This is a genomic window from Agromyces albus, from assembly GCF_030815405.1.
In the GTDB taxonomy this organism is placed as follows: Bacteria; Actinomycetota; Actinomycetes; order Actinomycetales; family Microbacteriaceae; genus Agromyces; species Agromyces albus_A.
The window spans coordinates 4,115,387-4,136,037 of record NZ_JAUSWX010000001.1; the positions used below are offsets into that span (position 1 = coordinate 4,115,387).

19 protein-coding genes are annotated in these 20,651 nt (G+C 69.0%); 10 read left to right on the forward strand and 9 right to left on the reverse strand.

Annotated features, from left to right (window positions below):
• Positions 1–3 precede the first annotated feature (3 nt).
• Genes QFZ29_RS19580 through rhaS form a run of 3 tightly spaced genes read left to right on the forward strand, consistent with a single transcriptional unit; the run spans position 4 to position 3,189 of the window.
• Positions 4–1,020 carry an ABC transporter permease gene (locus QFZ29_RS19580; RefSeq protein WP_306896826.1) on the forward strand — a complete coding sequence of 339 codons (1,017 nt, stop codon included), beginning with the start codon at positions 4–6 and terminating at the stop codon, positions 1,018–1,020.
• Positions 1,017–2,081: an ABC transporter permease gene (locus QFZ29_RS19585; protein ID WP_306896288.1), complete on the forward strand. Its 1,065-nt coding sequence runs from the start codon at positions 1,017–1,019 to the stop codon at positions 2,079–2,081. Before QFZ29_RS19580 ends, QFZ29_RS19585 begins: the two co-directional genes overlap by 4 nt.
• A 55-nt stretch (positions 2,082–2,136) precedes the next feature.
• Entirely contained in the window at positions 2,137–3,189 is a 1,053-nt protein-coding gene (gene rhaS, locus QFZ29_RS19590; protein ID WP_306896291.1) for a rhamnose ABC transporter substrate-binding protein, read from the forward strand.
• Between the two features lie 93 nt (positions 3,190–3,282).
• Here the strand turns inward: rhaS and QFZ29_RS19595 are convergent, their stop codons facing one another.
• The 4 genes from QFZ29_RS19595 to QFZ29_RS19610 form a co-directional block, all read right to left on the reverse strand.
• Positions 3,283–3,567: a substrate-binding domain-containing protein gene (locus QFZ29_RS19595; RefSeq protein ID WP_373426280.1), complete on the reverse strand. Its 285-nt coding sequence runs from the start codon at positions 3,565–3,567 to the stop codon at positions 3,283–3,285.
• Positions 3,452–4,297 (reverse strand): LacI family DNA-binding transcriptional regulator, encoded by an 846-nt coding sequence (locus QFZ29_RS19600; protein WP_373426248.1) that lies wholly within the window; start codon positions 4,295–4,297, stop codon positions 3,452–3,454. The genes QFZ29_RS19595 and QFZ29_RS19600 overlap by 116 nt, the downstream gene beginning before the upstream one ends.
• Positions 4,298–4,382: 85 nt before the next feature.
• A complete protein-coding gene (locus tag QFZ29_RS19605; RefSeq protein ID WP_306896293.1) occupies positions 4,383–4,787 on the reverse strand; it encodes a carboxymuconolactone decarboxylase family protein in 405 nt (134 codons plus the stop codon).
• Positions 4,788–4,795: 8 nt separating this feature from the next.
• Positions 4,796–5,539, reverse strand: a complete 744-nt coding sequence (locus QFZ29_RS19610; RefSeq protein WP_306896295.1) for an SDR family NAD(P)-dependent oxidoreductase — start codon at positions 5,537–5,539, stop codon at positions 4,796–4,798.
• A 407-nt stretch (positions 5,540–5,946) separates the two neighbouring features.
• Here QFZ29_RS19610 and QFZ29_RS19615 point away from each other — a divergent pair, with 407 nt between their 5' ends.
• The 3 genes from QFZ29_RS19615 to QFZ29_RS19625 all read left to right on the forward strand — a co-directional run bounded on the left by QFZ29_RS19615 (position 5,947) and on the right by QFZ29_RS19625 (position 9,179).
• Positions 5,947–7,269, forward strand: coding sequence for an ABC transporter substrate-binding protein (locus tag QFZ29_RS19615; RefSeq protein WP_306896297.1), 1,323 nt, complete (start codon positions 5,947–5,949; stop codon positions 7,267–7,269).
• A gap of 109 nt (positions 7,270–7,378) precedes the next feature.
• A complete protein-coding gene (locus QFZ29_RS19620; protein ID WP_129522018.1) occupies positions 7,379–8,260 on the forward strand; it encodes a carbohydrate ABC transporter permease in 882 nt (293 codons plus the stop codon).
• Positions 8,261–8,270: 10 nt separating this feature from the next.
• Complete coding sequence (locus QFZ29_RS19625) at positions 8,271–9,179, forward strand: carbohydrate ABC transporter permease (RefSeq protein ID WP_306896300.1); 909 nt, start codon at positions 8,271–8,273, stop codon at positions 9,177–9,179.
• A 60-nt stretch (positions 9,180–9,239) separates the two neighbouring features.
• Here QFZ29_RS19625 and QFZ29_RS19630 read toward each other — a convergent pair whose 3' ends face one another.
• From QFZ29_RS19630 to QFZ29_RS19645, 4 genes are read right to left on the reverse strand one after another with little or no spacing between them, the layout of a single operon-like run.
• Complete coding sequence (locus tag QFZ29_RS19630; RefSeq protein ID WP_306896302.1) at positions 9,240–10,781, reverse strand: DUF5060 domain-containing protein; 1,542 nt, start codon at positions 10,779–10,781, stop codon at positions 9,240–9,242.
• A complete protein-coding gene (locus tag QFZ29_RS19635; RefSeq protein ID WP_306896304.1) occupies positions 10,778–11,764 on the reverse strand; it encodes an aldo/keto reductase in 987 nt (328 codons plus the stop codon). Before QFZ29_RS19635 ends, QFZ29_RS19630 begins: the two co-directional genes overlap by 4 nt.
• Positions 11,761–12,636, reverse strand: a complete 876-nt coding sequence (locus QFZ29_RS19640) for an NAD-dependent epimerase/dehydratase family protein (protein WP_306896306.1) — start codon at positions 12,634–12,636, stop codon at positions 11,761–11,763. Before QFZ29_RS19640 ends, QFZ29_RS19635 begins: the two co-directional genes overlap by 4 nt.
• Complete coding sequence (locus tag QFZ29_RS19645; protein WP_306896308.1) at positions 12,636–13,088, reverse strand: cupin domain-containing protein; 453 nt, start codon at positions 13,086–13,088, stop codon at positions 12,636–12,638. Before QFZ29_RS19645 ends, QFZ29_RS19640 begins: the two co-directional genes overlap by 1 nt.
• A gap of 153 nt (positions 13,089–13,241) precedes the next feature.
• Between QFZ29_RS19645 and QFZ29_RS19650 the strand changes: the two genes are divergently transcribed.
• The 4 genes from QFZ29_RS19650 to QFZ29_RS19665 all read left to right on the forward strand — a co-directional run bounded on the left by QFZ29_RS19650 (position 13,242) and on the right by QFZ29_RS19665 (position 19,700).
• Positions 13,242–15,842 carry a glycoside hydrolase family 78 protein gene (locus QFZ29_RS19650; protein WP_306896309.1) on the forward strand — a complete coding sequence of 867 codons (2,601 nt, stop codon included), beginning with the start codon at positions 13,242–13,244 and terminating at the stop codon, positions 15,840–15,842.
• 120 nt (positions 15,843–15,962) lie between these two features.
• Positions 15,963–16,970 carry a LacI family DNA-binding transcriptional regulator gene (locus QFZ29_RS19655; protein ID WP_306896311.1) on the forward strand — a complete coding sequence of 336 codons (1,008 nt, stop codon included), beginning with the start codon at positions 15,963–15,965 and terminating at the stop codon, positions 16,968–16,970.
• Positions 16,971–17,049: 79 nt separating this feature from the next.
• On the forward strand, positions 17,050–17,856 hold the full coding sequence (locus tag QFZ29_RS19660) for an SDR family NAD(P)-dependent oxidoreductase (RefSeq protein ID WP_306896313.1): 807 nt from the start codon (positions 17,050–17,052) through the stop codon (positions 17,854–17,856).
• Positions 17,853–19,700 carry a hypothetical protein gene (locus QFZ29_RS19665; protein ID WP_306896315.1) on the forward strand — a complete coding sequence of 616 codons (1,848 nt, stop codon included), beginning with the start codon at positions 17,853–17,855 and terminating at the stop codon, positions 19,698–19,700. The genes QFZ29_RS19660 and QFZ29_RS19665 overlap by 4 nt, the downstream gene beginning before the upstream one ends.
• Positions 19,701–19,722: 22 nt before the next feature.
• Here the strand turns inward: QFZ29_RS19665 and QFZ29_RS19670 are convergent, their stop codons facing one another.
• On the reverse strand, positions 19,723–20,481 hold the full coding sequence (locus tag QFZ29_RS19670; protein ID WP_306896317.1) for a FadR/GntR family transcriptional regulator: 759 nt from the start codon (positions 20,479–20,481) through the stop codon (positions 19,723–19,725).
• Positions 20,482–20,651: the final 170 nt, after the last annotated feature.

Here is a 20,651-nt window from a genome sequence, read left to right on the forward strand (position 1 = left end):
ACCATGCCGCGCACCGGCAATTCCGTGACCCGGGCAGCCGGGCGCACGTTCAAGGCGCGCGAGACCGGAATCCTCCTGGCGCTCATCGCGATCATCGCGGTGGCGACGATCCGCAACCCGGCGTTCCTCTTCTCCAACGACGGCTTCCGCGACCTGCTCCTCACGCCATCGCTCCTGCTGCTCGTCGCCGTCGGCCAGGCGATCGTGATCATCACGCGCAACGTCGACCTCTCGGTCGGCTCGGTCCTCGGACTCACGGCGTATCTCACCGGGCGGCTGTTCATCGACCTCCCGGGAATCCCGCCGATCCTCGTGTTCGTCGTGGGCATCGGGTTCGGCGCCTTCCTCGGGCTCATCAACGGCGCGCTCGTCGCCTTCGCCAAGGTGCCCGCCCTCGTGATCACCCTCGGCACGCTGTACATCTATCGCGGCATCAACGTGGCATGGGCGGGCGGCGACCGCGTCAACGCCTCCGACCTGCCGTCCGACTTCCGCGGCATCGGCACCGGACAGCTGCTCGGCATCCCGTTCCTCACGATCATCGCCGCGATCGTGCTCATCGTCGCGGCCTGGTACCTCCGCAACCTCAGGAGCGGTCGCGAGCTCTACGCGATCGGATCCGACCCCGCTGCGGCCCACCTCTACGGCTTGCGCGTCACCCGCAATGTGCTCGGCGCGTTCCTCGTGAGCGGTGCGCTCTCCGGCCTCGCCGGCGTGCTGTACGCCGCGCGCTACGGCACCGTGAGCTCGGGCGCCGGCACCGGGCTGGAGCTCCAGGCGATCGGCGCGGCCGTCATCGGCGGCGTGGCGATCTCGGGCGGCGTCGGCACCGTCTGGGGTGCCGCCATCGGCGCCTACCTCCTGCTCACCATCAACCGGGCGCTGCCCATCGTCGGGATCGAGGACTTCTGGCAGCGAGCCGTCGTCGGCGCCCTCATCATCGGCGCGATCGTGCTCGACCGCGTGCTCGCCCTCCGACAATCTCGAAAGCTCCTCGAAGCCAGGGAGGTCGAGCGATGACCACCACCGCTCCCGAGACCCAGACCGTGCGAACCTACAAGGCGCACGCGCACCCGGCCTGGCGACGCGTGCTCGTCACGCGTGAGGCAGCCGTCATCGCGCTCCTGGCCATCGTCATCGTGACCGCGATCGCGAGCGTGCCGAACTTCGACAGCCCGCTCACGGTGACCTACCTGTTGCGGGATCTCGCGCCCATCCTCCTGATCGCCCTGCCGATGACGCTCATCATCATCACCGAGGAGATCGACCTCTCGGTGGCGAGCATCGTCGGACTCACGAGCGTGATGACCGGCATCCTCACGCAAGCCGGCTGGCCGTTCGCCATCGCGGCGATCACGGCGATCCTCGTCGGCACCATCGCGGGCTGCCTCAACGGGTTCCTCGTGACCGTGGTCGGCCTCCCGTCGCTCGCGGTGACGATCGGCACCCTCGCGCTGTTCCGCGGCATCGCCGTGGGCCTGCTCGGCACCACCGCGATCACGGAGTTCCCCGAGTTCTGGACCGACCTCGCGAAGGACAACATCCCCGGCACTCCGATCCCCGGCATCATGGTGCCGTTCGCCGTGCTGGCGATCGCGTTCGCCCTGGTCCTGCACTTCACCCCGTTCGGGCGATCCCTCTACGCGATCGGCCTCAACAAGGAGGCCGCGGCGTTCTCGGGAATCGACGTCGGCCGCACGAAGTTCCTGCTGTTCATGGTGAGCGGCACCGTCTCGGGCTTCGCCGGCGTGTACTTCACCCTGCTCTACAGCAACGCCCGAGGCGACAACGCCACGGGCATGGAGCTCTCGGTCATCGCGGCCGTGCTGCTCGGCGGCGTCTCGATCTTCGGTGGGCGCGGTGCACTCCACGGCGTCATCGCGGGTGTGCTGCTCATCGGCACGCTCGGCAGCGCCCTCCGCCTCGCCGGGGTGACCTCCGACATCATCAACGTCATCACCGGCGTGCTCCTCGTGCTCTCGGTGGTGTCCGCAAGCTTCCTCGCCTGGCTCCGCTCGAGGCGGATCTCGGCGATCGGGAGGAAGAAGGGTCGTAGTTCGACCGCACCAGAGCCGATCTGACTCAGCACCTGCACATCACACAGGCCGGTATCCGGCACCATGAAAGGAAACAACGATGTTCAATCATGACCGAACTCGTCGCCACGCGGGCGCGACGTTCACAGCACTGGCACTCGGCGCCGCGCTCATCCTGACGGGGTGCGCGGCCGGAGGCAACGGCGGCGGCGATGACGCCGGCGACGGGGGCGGCGACGCCAACCTCGCCATCACCTTCCTCCCGAAGAACCTCGGCAACCCGTACTTCGACACGTCGAACGCGGGCGGCGAAGAGGCCATCGAGGAGTTCGGCGGCACCTTCGCCGAGGTCGGCCCGTCCGAGGCCAGCCCGACGTCGCAGGTCACGTTCATCCAGACGGCAGCGCAGCAGGGCGTCGGCGGACTCGTCGTCTCGGCGAACGACCCCGAGGCCATCTGCGACGCCCTCAACGAGGCACGCGATGCCGGGGTGAAGGTCGTCACGTTCGATTCCGACACGAACGCCGACTGCCGCGACCTGTTCATCAACCAGGCCACCGCAGAGGGCATCGCCAAGTCGCAGATCGACCTCATCTCCGAGCAGATCGGTGACGAGGGCCAGATCGCGATCCTCTCGGCATCCGCCAACGCGACGAATCAGAACGCGTGGATCGAGCTCATGGAGGAGGAGCTCGCGGCGAACCACCCGAACATCGAGCTCGTCGAGACCGTCTACGGCGACGACGACGACCAGACCTCGTTCGACAAGACCGCCGCACTGCTGCAGACCTACCCCGACCTCAAGGGCATCATCTCGCCCACGACCGTCGGCATCGCGGCCGCAGCTCGCTACCTCTCGACCTCGGAGTACAAGGGACAGGTCGCACTGACCGGGCTCGGCACGCCGAACCAGATGCGCGAGTACGTCGAGGACGGCACCGTCACGGCGTTCGCCCTCTGGAACCCGGCAGACCTCGGCTACCTCGCCGCGTACGCCACCAAGGCGCTCATCGAGGGCGAGATCACGGGTGAGGAAGGCGACTCGTTCGAGGCCGGCAAGCTCGGCGAGTACGAGGTCGGCGCCGACGGCGTCGTGCTGCTCGGTGACCCGTTCGTCTTCAACGCCGACAACATCGGGGACTTCGACTTCTAGGTCATCTCCGCAGGTGGCCCGGCCGGTGGAATGTTCGCCGGCCGGGCCATGCCAAGGCGCTCGGATGCCGGAGCCGCTCGGAGTCCGCAGCGGTCAGGCCGGTCGACCTGCCGAGCTCGCCCGGATGACGAGTTCGGGCTCGAACACGCGATGGATCGGGTCGATCGGCTCTCCGGCGATGACGTCGAAGAGCACATCGACGACCGTCGACCCGAACTCCTCGTGGCGGCCGCGCACGGAAGTCAGCGGAATGAGCGACGACTCACCGAACTCGATGTCGTCGTAGCCGACGAGGGCGATGTCCTCTGGAATGCGCACGCCGCCGTCGATGAGCGCCTGCATCATGCCGAGCGCGAGTAGGTCGTTGACCGCGAAGATGCCCTGGGGCCTCAGCTCGGGCGGCCGGCTGAGCACCGCCTCGGCGGCGCGGCCGGCCTCCGCGAAGAGTGCGATCGGTCTCGTTGATGACCTCGAGTGTGGCATTGCCCGCCGTGCTGACCTCGTCGCTCGCGCCGGTCAGGCGATCGCCGACCTGACGAATCCCCAGCGGCCCGCCGACGAACGCGAGGCGGCGCCGGCCGAGCTCCAGCAGGTGCCGCGCCGCCTGTCGGCCGCCAGAGACGTCGTCGAGCGAGACCGACGGCTGGTCGGGGGAGAGGGCGGCCTGCGCGACGAGCACCGAGGGCGTGCCGCGCTGGCGGCTGCGGGCGAGACGATCCTCGATCGGCTCGTGCGAGGCCACGAGGAGCCCCAGCACCTGGTGCTGCTCGAACAGCGCGAGATACGCGTCTTCACGTTCGCGGCTGCGATGCGAGTTCGCGATGAAGACCGAGACGCCGCGTTCCGACGCCCGGAGCTCGACGCTCTCGGCGATCTCGGCGAAGAACGGGTTCGAGACATCCGGAGCGATGTAGGCGATCGCCGAACTCCGGCCGAGCCGGAGCTGACGGCCGGCGTTGTTGGGCACGAAGCCGAGCGTCTCGATCGCGGCGCGGATGCGTGCCGCCTTCTCTTCCGAGACCTTGTCGGGGTGGTTGAGATAGTGGGAGACGGTTCCGACGGCGACGCCGGCGAGTCCCGCGACCTCGCGGATGCCGACCCTGGTCATGACGCCTCCTCTGCGGGGCTCCGAAGAGCGCCTCGACATGACTGTACCCGAGCGATCTGCGCGCACCGGCGCGCTTCGAGACGTTTCAATTCCCGCCCAGCGGTTCGGGCAGTTCCACGCCCAGTTCGACGAGTTCGTCGGTGACGACGCGGATCGCGTTGAGCGCCTTCGGGAAGCCGCAGTACTGCACGACGTGGATGACCGTCTCGAGTACCTCGGTCGGCGAGCATCCGGCACGGATGGCGCCGCGGGTGTGCCCGCGCAATTGCGGCTCGAGGCCACCGATCGTCACGAGCGACGCGAGCGAGAGCAACTCCCGCTGTGCGAGCGTGAGGCCCGGCCGCGAGTAGATGTCGCCGAAGTTGAACTCGATGCCGAGTCGCGCGAGGTCTTGCGCGCGACCCTGCTGCATGGCGACGAGGCCTTGGGAGGCCCCCTCGCCATAGACGGCGTCGAACCAGTGTCTGCCCTTGTCGAGGCGCTCGGTCATGACTGCTCCTAGATCGAATGTCCGCCGTCGAGCGGCAGGATGACGCCGGTGATGTTGACGGCGGCCGGGGAGGCGAGGAAGACGATCGTCTCGGCGAGGTGCTCCGGCTCGCCGAGGAGGCGCGTCGGGATCTGGTCGAGCAACGCCGCTCGGCGCTCGGCGGAGTCCAGGTCGCGTCCGGGCGTCGCTTGCGCCCCCGGCGCGAGGGCATTCACCGTGACGCCCCGATCCGCGACCTCGATGGCGAGTGCCTTCGTAAGCCCGACGACCCCTGCCTTCGCCGTGGCGTAGGCGGTGGCATTGCGCACGAGCCGCCCACCCGAGACCGCCGCGATCGAGGCGATGTTGATGATGCGGCCGTCGCGCCGATCGAGCATGCCCGGAAGCACCCAGCGCGTGACGTTGAAGACTGTGTCGAGGTTGCGCGACAGCTGGGTGCGCCACGTCTCGGCGTCGAGCTCGGCGAACGGCACCACGGCACCGCCGCCTGCGCCGTTCACGAGGATGTCGACTCCACGCTCTCGCTGCACTGCCGTCAGCGCTTCGCCGACCGCGTCGAAATCGGTGAGGTCGACGGCCACGGGCTCGGCGCGGGAATGGCCGAGCTCCGCCGCGAGCGCCTCGGCTCGGTCGCGAGCGAGGTCGACGATGACGACGTCCGCCCCCTCGGCGACGAGTCGTCGGCAGATCACCTGGCCGAGCGCGCCGGCCGCGCCCGTGACGAGTGCTCGCTTGCCCTGCAATCGCGTCATGTCAGGCCCCCGCCCAGTTCGCGCCGGTTCCCGCGCCGCCGATCCGCCACCTCGTGCTTCGCTCGCCACTCGACGCCATCGCCGATGACGGTGATCGAACTCATTTCCGGCTCTCCCCTTCGAGGTCCTCACGTCCGGTGAACATCTTGTAACGTTTCAAGAACAGAACACTAGCGCAGCTCGTCACGACATGCACATCTCGGGCTCGATCCTCGCCTGGCGTTGTGACGTTTCACGCACACCATTGCCCGACTGCGCCTGACCGCTCGATTCCGACTCCACGTTCGCCCGTGTGGGCCGACATTGCAGGGTACGTGTTGCATGATCAGCCTTGACACCCGCGGTGCCCAAAGTTAGCATCTCGGTTGAAACGTCTCAAACGGGGCGTCGCACTTCAAGGAGGAATTGTGACCACAGCACAATGGCGGCGCCTCGGACGCCGCTCTCTGTTCGTCGCCGCGGCCACCGCGTCGGCGCTCGTGCTCGCCGCGTGCAGCGGCGGCGGAGCGCCCGCCGGCGAAGGCGCCGACCCGCAGAAGCTCGAATATCTGGTCAACGCCGAGAACGGCAACATCCCGCCCGTGCTCGAATCGATGGCGTCGGGCGTCTGCGAGGCCGAGAACGAGGCGCTACCGCTCGAGATCAACTCGATCCCGCAAGCCGACCTCGACGGCCAGATCCAGCTCCTCGTCGGCCAAGACGCACTGCCGGCGATGTTCGCCGCGGGCGGCACCCCGGCAGAGGGCGCGAAGCTCTGGAACGCCGGCAAGCTCGTCGACTTCGACACGTCGCTCGAAGAGCTCGGCGTACACGACCAGATCGAGCCGGGGGCGATCTCGACCATCAAGGCGCTGTACGGGGGCGCCTTCAGCTTCCTGCCGTTCCAGTACAACATCGAGGGCATCTTCTACAACAAGCAGCTGTTCGCCGACCACGGCTTCGAGGAGCCGAAGACCTGGGACGAACTCATGGAGGTCGCCGAGGCGCTGAAGGCCGATGGTGTGCTTCCGTTCACGGCATCCGGGGAACAGGGCTGGCCGATCACGCGCCTCCTGAGCGGGTACATCTTCCGTTCGCTCGGCCCCGATGCGCTCCGAAAGGTCGCCGACGGCGAGGCCAAGCTCACCGACCCGAAGTACGTCGAAGCGGCCGCGGCGATCGCGGACCTCGGAGCGAAGGGCTACCTGAACGAGAACATCGCCTCGCTCGACTACGACGGCGCGCAGAACGAGTTCCTCGAGGGCAACGCCGCGATGTTCTACATGGGAACGTGGGCGCTCACCGCGATCAACGACCCCGAGGGCAACAAGATCGGCGTCGACAACGTCGGCTTCATGCCGTTCCCGGCCGTCGAGGGCGGCGCCGGTGACATCGGCCAGTACCCGTCGAATGTCGGCCTTCCGTCGACGTTCGGTTCGGCGACATACGGTCCCAACGTGCAGTCGTGGGTCAAGTGCATCACCGAGAACTTCGGCGAGATGTCACTCGTGGAGCAGAACACGATCTCGGGCTTCAAGGTCCCCGACGAGGTCTGGGCTGAGCAGCCACAGCTCACGCAAGACGTGCACGAGCGGATCTCGGGCAGCACCGAGAGCGTGCTCTGGTTCGAGGCGCTGTTCAACGCGAAGGCCGGCCAGGACTCCTCGAAGAACGTCTCGCTGCTGGTGACCGGGCAGATGAGCCCCGAGGAGTTCATGGGCCTCCTGCAGACCGACCTCGACGCGGGCTGACGAGCGAGAAGGCTCCCCGTCGAACGGGTGGTGGAGCGGCCTGGCCATCCACCACCCGTGACACCACCAGCGAGATGATGTCACCACATCGCTCGCGCAGAAAGGCACCATGAAATCCGTACTCGGTGACCGCCGCGCCATCGCGATCCTCCTGGGTCCGGCGCTCCTGGTCTACACGCTCGTCATGCTCGTCCCGGTGGTGTGGTCGTTCGGCTACACGTTCGTCAAGGGCAATCCGCTCGAGGGGTTCCGGTTCTCGGGCATCGACAACTTCGCGCGATTGTTCGTCGATCCCGACATCCGCGATGCCCTCTTCTTCACCATCAAGTACGCCGTGGTGATGACGGCCGGCCAGGTGATCATCGGCTACGGGCTGGCGCTGCTCTACATCTTCGTGCTGCGGCGATCGTCGGTGCTCATCCGCACGCTCGTCTTCTTCCCCGTCGTGGTTCCGACGGTCGCGATCGCGCTGCTCTTCCAGAAGCTGTTCCAGTCCGCCCCGCGAGACGGGGTCGTGAACGAGCTCCTCGTCAACGTCGGGCTCGGCAGCGTCGACTGGCTCGGGCAGGCCGACACCGCGTTCCTGGTCATCGTCGTCATGGACATCTGGCGATCGGTCGGGTTCTACGCCGTGCTGCTCTTCGCCGGGCTCATCGACATCCCCGAGGACATCATCGAGTCCGCACGCATCGACGGGGCGCGGCATTGGAGCCTCTTCCGCCACATCATCGTGCCGCTGTCGCTGCCGATCCTGTTCTCATCGATCATCTTCAGCATCAACGGCACCATCAAAGTGTTCGACTCGGTGCTCGCGCTGACCGGCGGCCAGCCGGGCAACAGCACCACGCCACTGACGCTCTACATGTATCGAACCGCGTTCGCCTTCAGCGACTACGGCTACGGCAGCACGATCGCGCTCCTGCTGACGATCATGTGCCTGCTGGTCACGATCGTCATCTTCCGGTCCGCCCGTCGCGACATCACGAACTGAGGACCCGGACATGACCGCTCTCCTGACCGACTCCACCGTGGCCCAGCCGACGGTCGTGGCGCCGCCGCCGCCTCGGCGCAGTCGCGGACCGCTGCACTACGTCAAGCGCGCGCCCGTCGCGCTCGTCGTCGTGCTCCTGCTCGTCATCGAGATCTACCCGCTGTTCTGGATGTTCATGAACTCGCTGAAGTCGAGCCAGGAGTTCATCTCGTCGCCGTCGTGGTGGCTGCCGTCCGAGTGGCACTGGGAGAACTACGCCGTCGCGTGGGAGGCCGGCAACCTCGCCACCACCGTGCGCAACAGCATGCTGGCCACCGTGCCGTCGCTCCTGCTCATCGTGCTGCTGGGCGTCGCGGCCGGCTTCGCGCTCGAGGTGATGGTCTGGAAGGGGCGGAACGCCGTGCTGCTCACGGTGCTCGCGGGAATCATGGTTCCCGGCCAGATGATCCTGCTGCCGCTCTTCACGATCTACTACAACATCCACCTCACGGGCACGCTCTGGCCGCTCATCATCACCTACGTCGGTCATGGGCTGCCGCTCACGATCTTCATGATGGCGACCTACTTCCGTGCGATTCCACGGGAGATCTTCGAGGCGTCGACGATCGACGGCGCGAGCATCATCCGCTCGTTCTTCTCGATCGGGTTCCCGATGGTGCGCAACGCCGTCGTCACCGTCGCACTCGTGCAGTTCTTCCTGATCTGGAACGACCTGCTGTTCGCGATCACCTTCGCGAACCGCAAGGAGCTCAACACGGTGCAGGCCGGCCTGCTGAGCTTCAGCGGCGAGTACGGCCAGCTCGACTACGGGCCGCTGTTCGCGGCGATCTGCATCACGATGGGCGGCATCCTCGCGCTCTACCTCTTCCTCAACCAGCGCATCATGCAAGGACTCGCGGCCGGCGCCGTGAAGGGCTGACGCAGCACGTCGAACGCGAGGGGCCGGTCGGCGACCGGCCCCTCGGCATCCGTCTCCTGATCAGTCGACGAGGCTCACCCGAAGTGCGATCGCCTGCCCCTCTGGGAGCTGCACCTCGCCCGGCGCGTGCGCCGAGTTGCGCTGCACGTCGTCGATCGTGAAGACCTGCGGATGCCGCGTCACGGTCAGGTTCCAGGTGTCGATCACGTCGACGGCGTAGCGGTCGCCGAGCTCCACGCGCTCGCCGAGCACGCCCTGGGGGAGCGAGAACGCCCAGCTCGCGGGAGCGTCGCGACCCAGGTACTGCAGGTACAGGCGCCGGGGGATGCCGACGGTCGACGTCGTGTCATCCCACTTGTCGATCGGGTCGAGCCCGGCGCCGTCGACTTCCTCCAGGATGCGGCGGAGGAACGCGAGCCGGGCCGGGCTCTCGCCGCGGAACGCCCCGCCGACGACGATGTGCAGCGTGCCCTCGGCGGTGAGGAAGCTCTCGCCGTGCGTCGCGTAGGTGCCGCCGACCGTCGCAAGCCAGAAGCGATGCACGAGCTCCTGTGCGCTGAGGTTGCCCCAGCGCTCGACGGTGTCGCCCTCATACTTGATCTCGTCGAGCACGATCGGCTTGCGGTATGCGTCGCGATAGAGCACCGCCCGACCGGGCTCGGCAACGGCCCAGCCGTTCTGGATCGAGGCGTGGGTGACCCACGGCTTGTTGTAGTCGTACAGCTGGATCCAGTTGTGGATGGAGCGGAGGCGCTCGTGCGGATCGATGCGGACGATCTGCCGGAACACGTCGTCCCAGCGCTCGTCGGGCCGTTCGAGCTGGTCGTACTCGTTCGCGAGCGACCACCAGACGTTCCGGTACGCCGACAGCCGCGCGATCACGTAGTCGAGGTAGCGCGCGTCCTCTTCGGGGCTGAGCCCGTCGAGGCCGTACTCGCCGCGGTCGTAGGGGTGGAAGAGGATGACGTCGGCCTGGATGCCGCGCTCGAGCAAGTCGGCGACGGAGCGATCGATCGCTCGGAAGAACTCGAGGTCGGGCCGGTCGACGTCCCAGCCGCCGTCGGCAGTGCGAGCGAACGGGAAGGTCGGCGGCACGTACTCGACATGGCCGCCGCCTTGCGGGAACACGAGGAAGCGGAGCTTCGTGAACCCGGCCTCGGCGATGGCGTCGAGCGTGCGCTCGTACAGCTCGGGCGCTTGGTGCACCCAGTTGTACACCGTCGCCCCGACCGGGCGGTACCGGGTGCCGTCGGCGTGGGCGAAGTGGAACGTGCCGGCGACGCCGACCGGGCCGTGATTCCCCGGGCCCGGCGGAGCGGCAGTGAAGGCGCCCTCATGGCCGTCGAGGTCGTCGCTCGAGCTTCGGCTCCGATAGGTCCAGGCGCCGGTCTCTGGTGGCGAGAAGCGCACGAGGTAGCGCCCGTCGCCGTCGAAGAAGCCCGGCACCGAGATGCGGGTGCCGTCGCGTTCGAAGTCCACGGCGAAGTCGGGCCGTGCAGCGGATGCCTCAGTGGGCTCATTCGACGCGTTGGGCTCGCTCGGACCCGGGAACAGCCCCTCCCAGACGCCCCACCGCTCGACGGTCTCGGGTCCGTGACTCACGCGGTTCCCCGTGTCGGAACGAGGCCGGTGATCTCGGCGTAGTCGGCATCGTCGAGCTCGAGCCGGACGGCGTCGATCCATCCGTCGACCTGGTCGGGTCGGCGCGCGCCGACGATCGCGCCGGTCACGCCGGGGAATCCGAGCGTCCAGGCTGCGGCGGCGGATGCCGGTGAGACGCCGTGGCGCTCGGCGACGTCGGCGATCGCGCGCCCGACGGCCAGGTTGCGGTCGAGGCGCTCGCCGAAATCGGGACTCGACTTGCGCCAGTCGTCGTCGGGAAGCGCCGCGACGCGCTCTGCGGTGAACGCTCCCGTCAGCAGTCCCGACCCCATGGGGCTGTAGACGATGACGCCGGTGCCGTGGTCGATGCACCAATCGAGCAGGCCGTCGTGCGCGATGTCCGGACGAATGGCCGAGAACGGCGGTTGCAGCGTGTCGACGTGGGCGATCGCCTCCGCGCGCTCGAGTTCGGCGAGGCCGTGGTTCGAGAGGCCGATCGCGCGCACCTTGCCCTCGTCGCGGAGTGCGGCGAAGACCGACCAGTACTCCTCGAGCGGCGTTCCATCCTCGGCGGGCCAGTGCATCTGGTACAGGTCGATGCGGTCGACCCCGAGTCGCCGGAGCGAGCCCTCGACGCCGCCGCGGATGGCCTCGGGCGATCCGCGCCGGTCGGCGCGGGCTCGGCGGTCGGTGTCGTCCCAGACGAGACCGCCCTTCGTGAAGACGAACGGCCGGTCGACCTCGGGCACATCGCGCAGGGCGCGCGCGACGACCTCCTCCGAGTGACCGAGGCCGTAGACGGCCGCGGTGTCGATCCAGTTGACGCCGAGCTCGATCGCGCGATGGATGGTCGCGATCGACACCTCGTCGTCCTGGGGACCCCACGCGAAGGCCCAGTCGCCGCCGCCGATCGCCCAGGCGCCGAGGCCCACGGTCGTGATTTGCATTCCGGTCGTGCCCAGTGATCCGGTCGCCAAGGTCATGACGTTCCCTTCCTCATCGTGTCGTTGCGTCCCCGATACTCGTCCCTCCAGAGATGCCGAGCCTCGAACCCGAGCTCGCGGCGCGCCTTCTCGCTCGAGACGAGGGACTCGTACTCTCCGAGGGGATGGCGCAGCTCGACGCCCGGGCACCACTGCGCCGCAAGCTCTCGAGACGGGATCTCGAGCCCACTGTCGGGCGCTGCGGCGACGTAGGTCTCGAGCCCGGGGCGCGCGTGCGCGAGCGCGAGTGCGACGAGCTCGGCGCCGTCGCGCACGTCGAGGTACGAGCCGAGCAGGTCGCGTCGGTACGACGGGTCGTCTGCGCGAGCGAACGAGTCGTACTCGTCTTCGCCGACGACGTTCGTGAAGCGCAGCGCGGTGATCGACGTCGACTCCTGCCAACGCACGAGCTGCGCGAACATCGCCTCTTCGAGCACCTTGGCGAGGCCGTACGTGTTGTTCGCGGCGGTGAAGCCCTCGTCGACCGGGAGATACGGCGGCGGTTCGTCGAACGGGAAGCCCATCGCCGTGATGCTCGATGCCGCGACGATCGTGCGCACGCCGGCACGCTGCGCGGCGAACATCACATTGAAGCTGACCGTCAGGTTGTTGTGGAACGTCGTCGCGTCGGGAACCAGTCCGTTCACCGGGATCGCCGCGAGGTGCACGAGGGCGTCGACGCCCTCGTGTCGCGCCGTCACCCCGAGCATCGCGTCGAGCGTCTGCCCGTAGTCGAGGAGATCAACGCGAGTGAAGGTCGATCCGGCCGGCCCGCTGCGGTCGAAGCCGACCACCTCGTGCCCGTCGCGGGTCAAGCGCTCCACGACGGCGCGGCCGAGCTTCCCGTTGCTCCCGGGGATCGCGATCCGCATCAGTCTTCCGTCCCGGTACCCGGTGGTTGAGTAGCGCCGGGCCAAGCCCGACGCGTATCGAAACCACCAGTCTGCCCATCGCCCGCCACCTCTGCGAGGGCGACCACCTCGTGCCCGGCCGCATCGACCACATCCCGATGAAGGTGCCCGGTCGCCTGACCCGGCACCTCCTGTTCGAGGAAGAAGCCGGAGAACGTGCCGTCGACGGCGAGGATATCGTGGCTCGTGCCCGCGGGCACGAGCACGATGTCGCCCGGGCCCACTTCTCGCTCAGCGCCCTCGACGAGGATCCATGCGCGGCCCCTCGCGATGAACCAGACCTCGTCGCCCTCGTGATGGTGGCGATCGAAGCGATCTCCGGCCCGGACCGCGATTCGTCCCGCTCCGGCGATCGAACACCCCTCGGGGCGGGTCTCAGGGTTGAGCCAGTGACCCGGTGCGTAGATCGGCATCGATTCTCCCTCGCGGCGACCGGCGCCTGCTTGCCGGCCGTGAGTGATGCTACTGCATCTTGAAACGTCTCAACAAGTTTTACCCCAGTGGTGGCGCATTCATGTAGCATCCGTTTGAAACGTGTCAGGATCAAGTGACGAGGTACTCCAATGATGGCTACTCCGGCACCGCCGACGATCGAGCACCACCGCTCGCCGATCGGCATCGGGGAACCGACTCCGCGATTGTCGTGGAAGGTGTCGGGCGAGCCGGGCTGGCGCCAGGCCGCTGCCGAGCTCGAGATCGTGCGCCGCGGCGGCGTGCGCCGTTGGGTCATCGAGACCGAACAGCAGGTGCTCGTCGACTGGCCCGACGAGCCGCTCCGCTCGCGAGAGCACGCGATCGTGCGGGTGCGCGTCCGCGGTGACGGCGCGAGCTGGGGCGCCTGGAGTGACCCGAGCGACCTCGAGGCTGGCCTGCTCGAGCCCGACGACTGGGCCGCGGTGCCCGTCGGCGGCGCCTGGCCAGAGGACCCCGACTCCGACGACCGAAGGCCCGCGCTCGTGCGCCGGGAGTTCGAGGTCGGCGACGACCTCGTCTCAGCTCGGCTGTACGCGACCGCGCACGGGCTCTACGAGGCCGAGATCAACGGGCGCAGGGTGGGCGATGATGCGCTCGCACCCGGCTGGACCGTCTACCCGCGCCGGCTCCGGTACTACACCTACGACGTGACCGAGCTGCTCGCACCCGCTCAGCGCAACGCGATCGGCGCGTGGCTCGGCGACGGCTGGTACCGGGGAAGACTCGGCTGGCGCGGCGGCTTCCGGAACATCTTCGGCTTCGACCAGTCGTTCCTCGCGCAGCTCGAGCTCACGTACGCCGACGGTCGTCGGGAGGTCATCGCGACGGATGCCGCGTGGCGCGCGAGCGTCGGGCCGATCCTGCGAGCCGGCAACTACGACGGCGAGGAGTATGACGCCCGGCTCGAGCAGCCCGGCTGGTCGTCTCCCGGCTTCGACGACGCCGCGTGGTCCGCAGTGGCGACACGGAAGCGAGACCGCGCCTCGCTCGTCGCACCGCAGGGCCCGCCTGTGCGCTGCACCGAGGTGATCGCCCCCGTGGAGGTGCTCACGTCGCCGACCGGCAAGCGGATCATCGACTTCGGCCAGAACCTCGTGGGCCGCGTGCGCATCCGCGTCTCGGGCGAGGCCGGCGATCGTGTCACGATCCGCACAGCGGAAGTACTCCAGCACGGCGAGCTCTACACTCGCCCGCTGCGCGAGGCGAAGTCGACCGACCACTACGTCCTCGCCGGCCGCGCGATCGAGGAGTGGGAGCCGCGGTTCACCTTCCACGGATTCCGGTACGCCGAAGTCGAGGGCTGGCCAGGCGACCTCGACGTCGCCGCGGCCCGCGGCGATCTCGTGGCGGCGGTCTATCACACCGACCTCGAGCGCACCGGCTGGTTCGAGAGCTCCGATCCTGAGCTCAACCGGTTGCACGAGAACGTCGTCTGGAGCATGCGCGGCAACTTCGTCGACATCCCCACCGATTGCCCGCAGCGGGACGAGCGGGTCGGCTGGACCGGCGACCTGCAGGTGTTCGCCCCGACAGCGTCGTTCCTCTACGACGTGAGCGGCATGCTCGCCGGCTGGCTGACGGATGTCGCGGTCGAGCAGCTCCCCGACGGCACGATCCCGTGGTACGTGCCGGTGATCCCCGCGCACCACATGTGGACGCCGATCCGTCCGGGCGCAGCTTGGGGAGACGTGGCGACGTTCACGCCGTGGACGCTCTTCGAGCGGTTCGGCGACGTGGGCATCCTTCGCGCGCAGTACGACAGCGCACGACGATGGGTCGACCTGCAGGCGCGACTGGCGGGTCCCGACCGGTTGTGGGACCACGGCTTCCAGCTCGGCGACTGGCTCGACCCCGACGCTCCTCCGCAGGACCCGGCCGACGGCAAGACCGACCGCTATCTCGTCGCGACGGCCTACTTCGCGGCATCCGCTCGGTTCGTCGCGCGGATGGCGCACGTGCTCGGTCATGCCGGCGACGCGACGAGGTACGCCCGGTTGGCCGACGAGGTTCGCACGGCGTTCGTCTCGGCCTACGTCGGCGACGACGGCATCATGACGAGCGATGCCCAGACGGCGTACGCGCTCGCGCTGGCATTCGACCTCCTGCCCGAACTGGTGCGCCAGCCCGCGGGGGAGCGGCTCGCCGAGCTCGTCGCCGAGTCGGGCAATCGCATCTCGACCGGCTTCGTCGGCACGCCGCTCGTGGCCGATGCGCTCTCGATCACGGGACACACCGACGTCGCCTACGACCTGCTGATGGAGCGGAGCTGTCCGTCGTGGCTCTATGCCGTGGCGCACGGGGCGACGACGATCTGGGAGCGTTGGGACAGCATGCTTCCCGATGGCACGGTGCACTCGGGCACCATGACGTCGTTCAACCACTACGCACTCGGCGCGGTGGCCGACTGGATGCACCGGACGGTCGCCGGCATCGCCCCCGACGCACCTGGGTACCGGCGCATCCGGTTCGCTCCGCGCCCGGGCGGCGGGCTCACTTGGGCCAGGGCCGAGCACGAGACGCCATACGGTCGCGCTGCGATCTCCTGGCGGATCGAGGCAGATCGGCTCGAGGTCGAGATGACGGTGCCGCTGGGCGCGACGGCCGTGCTCGACCTCGCCGGCGAGGGGGAGCGAGAGCTCGGGCCCGGCGTCCATCGTCAGGTCGCGGAATTCGCCGCCGTGTCGGTGCCCTGAGAAGTCGCGCGAGGCACATCGGGGCAGTACTCTCGACGGCAGCGACTGAATCGTTTCGGCGAGGGCCGAACGCGATCGGTATCGGTATCGGTGGGAGATGGCCCCGGCGAAGGAGGCGGAGTGGTAGTCAGCGTGCGGGATGTCGCTGCTGCGGCATCCGTCTCCGTGGGCACGGTCTCGAATGTGCTGAACCGGCCCGAGAAGGTCTCGCCCGAGACCGTCGAGCGCGTGCGCGCTGCGATCGCGGAGCTCGGCTTCGTGCGCAACGACGCCGCTCGCCAGTTGCGGGCCGGGCGCAGCAGCTCGATCGGCCTCATCGTGCTCGATGTGCGCAACCCGTTCTTCACGGATGTCGCCCGCGGCGCCGAGGATCGCGCGGCCGAAGACGGCATGACGCTCCTGCTCGGCAACAGTGACGAGAACCCCGATCGTGAGGGCGCCTACCTCGACCTCTTCGAGCAGCAGCGCGTGCACGGCGTGCTCATCTCGCCGCTCACCGACGACCTGCCGCGGCTCGAGCGGTTGCGGAAGCGCGGCACTCCCGTCGTGCTCGTCGACCGCGAGTCGGCCGATCGGAGCTACTCGTCGGTCGCGGTCGACGACGTCGTCGGCGGCGAGCTCGCGGTGCGCCACCTCGCCGACATCGGACGGCGTCGTGTCGCGTTCGTGGGTGGCCCGTCGAGCATCCGGCAGGTGGTCGACCGGCTCGAAGGTGCGCGTCGTGCCGTCGAGGCGACCCCCGGGATGTCGCTCGAAGTCATCGAGACCGATTCGCTCTCCGTGCTGCAGGGCCGCGCGGCGGGCGAGCAGATCCGCGAGCGGCCGGTCTCCGAGCGTCCCGATGCGATCTTCGCGGCGAACGACCTGCTCGCCATGGGCGTGCTCCAGGCCCTCAAGATGCTCGGCACCGTCGAGGTGCCGGGCGACATCGCGCTCATCGGCTACGACGACATCGACTTCGCCTCGGCAGCGGTCGTGCCGCTCTCCTCGATTCGGCAGCCGGCCTCGCTCATCGGCTACACCGCCGTCGACCTCCTGCTCAAGGAGGCGGCTGCAGGCAGCGAGTTCACCCCGGAGCAGGTGACGTTCCAGCCCGAACTCGTGGTTCGCGAGTCGACGCGCGCCTGAGGGACCGTCGCCGAGGCGGTAACGTGACCGATGAACCGGCGAACCGGTTATCAAGGATGATTCGTTGAAGGGGCCCGATATGACCGACCGCCTGACCGGAAAGACCGCACTCGTCACGGGCGCAGCCTCGGGAATCGGGCGGCAGGTCGCGCTGCGATTCCTGGGCGAGGGCGCGCGCGTCGTGTTCGCCGACCGCGATGAAGCGGCGCTCGCCACGGTCGTGGCCGGGCTCGGCGAGGGAGCCGACGGAGGCGGGGCGGCCGGGGGAGCCGGGGCGGCCCGGGGCGTCGTCATGGACATCTCCGACGAGGCATCCGTCGAGGCGGCGATGGCATTGCTCGCGGCCGACGGCTGGAGCCCGAACGTCGTCGTCGCGAACGCCGGCGTGCAGTTGTTCGGCCACGATGCCAAAGCCGGCGACCTCGACCTCGAGGTCTGGCGCCGCACGATCGACGTCAACCTCACGGGAACCTTCCTCACCGTGAAGCACGCGGTGCGGGCGATGCTCGCGCGCGACGGCGGTGGAGGCGGCGGCTCGATCATCCTCACCGGCAGTCCCACCGGGGTGCGCGGGGAGGGCGACGTCTTCACCGCCTACAGCACGTCGAAGGCCGGCATCCACGGGCTCGGGCGCACCGTCGCCGCGGCCTACGCGCGCGACGGCATCCGCGTCAACACCGTCATCCCCGCGTACACCGAGACGCCGCTCGTCTCCACGCTCACGGGCGATGACGACGCGCGCACGGCGATCGTCAGTCGCATCCCGATGGGCCGCGCGGGCTCGGCGGCCGATGTCGAGGGCATCATGGTCTACCTCGCGAGCGACGAGAGCGCGTTCGCGACGGGCGCCGCGTTCGCCGTCGACGGCGGGATGTCGAGCCTGTGACCCGCGAGAGCTGGGCCGCGCGCGAGCGGGCCTGGGGTGACCACGAACCCGAGCCCATGCCGTTCACCGTCGGCCCATGGCGGTTCGAACTCCGGGGAGACGAACTCGCCGACCTGACCTTCGACGGCACACCCGTCGTGCGCAGCGTGCGCGCCGTCGCGCGCGACCGGGACTGGGCCACCGTGCCGGCCAGTGTCGAGTCGGTCGGCGAGCGTGACGACGGCCTCGATCTCAAGTTCGCGCTCCGTGGCCTGGGAGCCGATATCGCGGCTGCGATCGTGGTTCGCGCCGACGACGCCCGTTTCGCGGTGCGGCTCGTGGCGACGTCTCGCGTCGAGTTCCTGAGCAACCGGTTCGGCCTCATCGTGCTCCATCCGCCCGTCGTGGCGGGCGCGGACCTGACGATCGCCACGGCGAGCGGCGGCATCCGCAACACCGCCTTTCCTGTGGAGGTCGCGCCGCATCAGCCGGCCATGGACATCCGTTCGCTCGCGTGGACCCACGACGGCGTCGTGACGACGGCGACGTTCGCGGGCGACGTGTTCGAGATGGAGGACCAGCGCAACTGGACCGACGCCTCGTTCAAAACGTACAGCACGCCCCTCGCACGCCCGTTCCCCGTCGCGATCCCGGCGGGTGCCGTGATCGAGCAGTCGGTCGAGTTCGAGTCGACGCGAGTGGAGCAGCGCCGGGTGACGGATGCCGCGACGGGCGCCGATCGGATCATCGAGTTCGACGAGACCGACCACCGCGTGCCCACCCTGACTCTGGGCGCCTCTACCGTGCCCGACGCCGCGTTCTCGGCAAACGGCCTGCCCGCCGGCGTCGCCGGGCTCCTCGTCGAGCTCGACACCCGGTCGCCGTCGTGGCGCGCGGCGCTCGATCGCGCTGCCGTGGAGGCGGGCGGGCTGCCGCTCGACGTGCGCATCACAGCCGACGACCCGGCCTCCGTGCACGAAGCGGTCGTCGTCGCCGCGGCATCCGGCGCCGTCTCCCGCATCGGCGTCTTCGGCGGTCGCGGGCACGTCACCGAGCCCGAACTGTGGGATGCCCTCACGGATGCCGCGCGCACGAGCCTGCCCGAAGCCGAACTCATCGGCGGCGCGCGTTCGCACTTCACGGAACTCAACCGGCAGCATCACGAGCTGCCGGCGGACCTCCAGGGCATCACGTTCGCGATGACGCCGCAGATGCACGCGACGGAGCGCGCCCAGCTCGTCGAGTCCGTGGCGATGCAGGCGACGGTCGTGCGAGATGCGGTGCGGATCGCCGATGGGCGACCGTTGCACGTGGGGCCGATCACGTTGCGATCGCGCTTCAACGCGGTGGCGACGAGCGGAGGCGGAGCCCGCCTCGCGACGGCTGCGGCGCTCGCCGAGGGCTATGGCGCCGAGGTCGTCGAGGGTGCGACGGACCCCCGCCAGGCATCCGTCGCGCTGGAGGCCTGGACGGTCGCGAGCTTCGCGGCGATCTGCGCGGGCGCCGTCGCCGGCGCCGGCGCAGGAACCGCTACCGACACCGGCAACAGCACAGGCTTGGTCGCGAGCGTCGACTACTTCGAGTCGGTCGGGCCCCGAGGCATCCGCGACGCAGCCGGCCCGTTCCCCGTGGCGCGCGCGATCGAGGAGATCGCCTCGATCGCCGGCACCAGGTTGCTCACGCCGCGGGGCGCAACGCCCGACGGCATCTGGATCGTCGGCGGAGCGCGGCCCGACGGCTCATGGCGCGTGCTCGTGGCGAGCCTCGCCGACCGGACCGTTGCGCTCCGCATTCCCCACGGCGGACGTGAACGCCACCTCATCGTGGCCCCCTTCGAGGTCGCGGTGCTCGACTCGCAGGGCTGATCGCCTCGCAGGGCTGATCGACTCAGGCGGTCTCCGCGGCGTCGCTCTCGTGGGCGGCCGCGAGTCGCGCCGAAGCCGTCGCCATGTGCGCCGCCATCGCCGAGGCGGCCGCGTCGGCGTCGCGGGCGGCAAGGGCGCGATAGACCGCCTCGTGCTCCTCTAGGGCGGTGCGAGCCTTGGCTTCGTCTTGCACGGCGCGATCGACCCAGACGCGCAGGAGCGAGCGCACGATCTGCAGCAGGTCGAGGAGCACCGAGTTGTCGGCGCTCGTCGCGAGTTCGTGGTGGAAGGCGAGATCAGCCTTCACGAAGGACTTCAGGTCGTCGTCGACCGAGGCGCGCATGCGGTCGAGGTGCCGCGCGAGGGCGGTGAGCTGTTCGTCGGTCAGCCGGTCGGCCGCGAGGCGCGCGACGTAGATCTCGAGGCCCGAGCGCAGCTCGAGCAGCTCGGTCGTGCTGCGCTGGCCGATGAGCACGCCCCAGCTGAGGCTCTGGGGGAGGAGCTCGCTCACCGTGCCGCGGAGGTAAGTGCCCGAGCCGGGGCGCACGTCGACGATGCCGAGGATCTCGAGCGCCGCGAGCGCCTCTCGCACGGCTGAGCGACCCACCTCGAGGCGCGCTGCGAGCTGGCGCTCGGGCGGCAACCTGGTGCCTGGCGGGATCGAGCCGCTCGTGAAGAGATCGAGGAGCTGCGTGGCAACCACCGAGACCGCTGAACCCGACGGAAGCGCGCCGAGCGCGGCGGCGATCTCAGCCGAACTGTCGTCGCGGAATGCGGGCATACGCATAAACCTACCAACCGGAACCTGCGGTAGAACGTGACGCGCGGCTTGCAATTGGTCAACCGGTTTGCCAATATGGTGAGCCGGGCCCGACGTAGCAAGGGGCGATCGTCGGGCCCGGACCAGAGTCGGACAGACAGGAGTCAGAGTGGACACCAGGACAGCGCAAC

Excerpts from the sequence above, each read along its gene's own strand:
- QFZ29_RS19635 (WP_306896304.1), bottom strand. The coding sequence starts at position 11,764 with ATGACCTTGGCGACCGGATCACTGGGCACGACCGGAATGCAAATCACG.
- QFZ29_RS19670 (WP_306896317.1), bottom strand. The coding sequence starts at position 20,481 with ATGCCCGCATTCCGCGACGACAGTTCGGCTGAGATCGCCGCCGCGCTC.
- QFZ29_RS19585 (WP_306896288.1), top strand. The coding sequence starts at position 1,017 with ATGACCACCACCGCTCCCGAGACCCAGACCGTGCGAACCTACAAGGCG.
- QFZ29_RS19605 (WP_306896293.1), bottom strand. The coding sequence starts at position 4,787 with ATGACCGAGCGCCTCGACAAGGGCAGACACTGGTTCGACGCCGTCTAT.
- QFZ29_RS19625 (WP_306896300.1), top strand. The coding sequence starts at position 8,271 with ATGACCGCTCTCCTGACCGACTCCACCGTGGCCCAGCCGACGGTCGTG.
- rhaS (WP_306896291.1), top strand. The coding sequence starts at position 2,137 with ATGTTCAATCATGACCGAACTCGTCGCCACGCGGGCGCGACGTTCACA.
- QFZ29_RS19640 (WP_306896306.1), bottom strand. The coding sequence starts at position 12,636 with ATGCGGATCGCGATCCCCGGGAGCAACGGGAAGCTCGGCCGCGCCGTC.
- QFZ29_RS19610 (WP_306896295.1), bottom strand. The coding sequence starts at position 5,539 with ATGACGCGATTGCAGGGCAAGCGAGCACTCGTCACGGGCGCGGCCGGC.
- QFZ29_RS19580 (WP_306896826.1), top strand. The coding sequence starts at position 4 with ATGCCGCGCACCGGCAATTCCGTGACCCGGGCAGCCGGGCGCACGTTC.
- QFZ29_RS19660 (WP_306896313.1), top strand. The coding sequence starts at position 17,050 with ATGACCGACCGCCTGACCGGAAAGACCGCACTCGTCACGGGCGCAGCC.
- QFZ29_RS19600 (WP_373426248.1), bottom strand. The coding sequence starts at position 4,297 with ATGACCAGGGTCGGCATCCGCGAGGTCGCGGGACTCGCCGGCGTCGCC.
- QFZ29_RS19650 (WP_306896309.1), top strand. The coding sequence starts at position 13,242 with ATGGCTACTCCGGCACCGCCGACGATCGAGCACCACCGCTCGCCGATC.
- QFZ29_RS19645 (WP_306896308.1), bottom strand. The coding sequence starts at position 13,088 with ATGCCGATCTACGCACCGGGTCACTGGCTCAACCCTGAGACCCGCCCC.
- QFZ29_RS19620 (WP_129522018.1), top strand. The coding sequence starts at position 7,379 with ATGAAATCCGTACTCGGTGACCGCCGCGCCATCGCGATCCTCCTGGGT.